1 protein-coding gene is annotated in these 1,334 nt (G+C 66.0%); it reads left to right on the top strand.

Annotated features, from left to right (window positions below; genetic code table 11):
• Positions 1 to 6 precede the first annotated feature (6 nt).
• A partial coding sequence (locus ACLQ2X_RS28330; protein WP_425684128.1) for a type I polyketide synthase occupies positions 7 to 1,334 on the top strand: 1,328 nt, incomplete at its 3' end.

The following is a 1,334-nucleotide window of genomic DNA, read 5'->3' as shown; positions in this document are numbered from 1 at the left end:
GGCGCGGTGGGTGTGGGTTGTGATGGTGGGGTGGTTGATGTTGCGGGGTCGGCGGTGTGGGGGTTTGTGCGGTCGGTGCAGTCGGAGCATCCGGGTCGTGTGGTGTTGGTGGATGTGGATGGGGGGGTGTCGTGGGGTGTGGTGGGGCAGGTGGTGGGGTCGGGGTTGGGGCAGGTGGCGGTTCGTGGGGTGGGGGTGTTTGGGCCGGTGTTGGGTCGGGTGTCGTCGTCGGTGGTGGGGGGTTCGTTGGGTTGGGATGTGGATGGGTGGGTGTTGGTGACGGGTGGGACGGGGGTTTTGGGTGCGTTGGTGGCGCGGCGGTTGGTGGGGGTGCATGGGGTTCGGCATGTGGTGTTGACGTCGCGTGGTGGGTTGGGGGAGGGGTCGGTGGGGTTGCGGGATGAGTTGTTGGGGTTGGGTGCGGTGTCGGTGGAGGTGGTGGCGTGTGATGTGGCGGATCGGGTGGCGGTTGCGGGTTTGTTGGGTTCGTTGGGGTCGCGGCCGTTGACGGCGGTGGTGCATGCGGCGGGTGTGGTGGATGACGTGACGGTGGAGGGGTTGGATGGGTTTCGGTTGGATGCGGTGTTGCGGCCGAAGGTGGATGGGGCGTGGGTGTTGCATGAGTTGACGGCGGGTTTGCCGTTGGCGGGGTTTGTGTTGTTTTCGTCGGTGGCGGCGACGGTGGGTAATGCGGGGCAGTCGAATTACGCGGCGGCGAATGGGTTTTTGGATGGGTTGGCGGCGTGGCGGCGGGCTCGGGGGTTGCCGGGGGTGTCGGTGGGGTGGGGTTTGTGGGATGCGGTGAGTGCGATGACGGCTCATGTGGGTGTGGTGGATCGGGCGCGGATGGGTCGTGCGGGTGTGGCGTTGATGTCGGTGGAGCAGGGGTTGGCGTTGTTTGATGCGGCGTTGGTGGTGTCGCGTGCGCATGTGTTGGGGGTGCGGTTGGATTTGCCGGTGTTGCGGGGGTTGGCGGAGGCGGGGGAGTTGCCGTCGTTGTTTTCGGGGTTGGTGCGGGTGCGGACGCGGTCGGTGGGTGCGGTGGTGGTTGATGGGGGTGTGGGTGGGGGTTTGGTGGAGCGGTTGGTGGGGTTGGGTGAGGTTGAGCGGCGGGTGGTGGTGCTGGATGTGGTGCGTCGTACGGCGGCGTTGGTGTTGGCGCATGAGGGTGTGGAGGCGGTGGATCCGGATCGGCCGTTTACGGAGTTGGGTTTTGATTCGTTGACGGCGGTGGAGTTGCGGAATCGGTTGAATGTGGTGACGGGGTTGCGGTTGCCGGCGACGTTGATTTTCGATTATCCGACTCCCGCCGCCATCGCCGACCACATCCTGCG

This window comes from Micromonospora sp. DT31 (assembly GCF_049841795.1).
Classification (GTDB): domain Bacteria; phylum Actinomycetota; class Actinomycetes; order Mycobacteriales; family Micromonosporaceae; genus Micromonospora.
The sequence above is the reverse complement of the archived record's forward strand: the minus strand, read 5'-3'. Positions and strand labels throughout refer to the sequence as shown.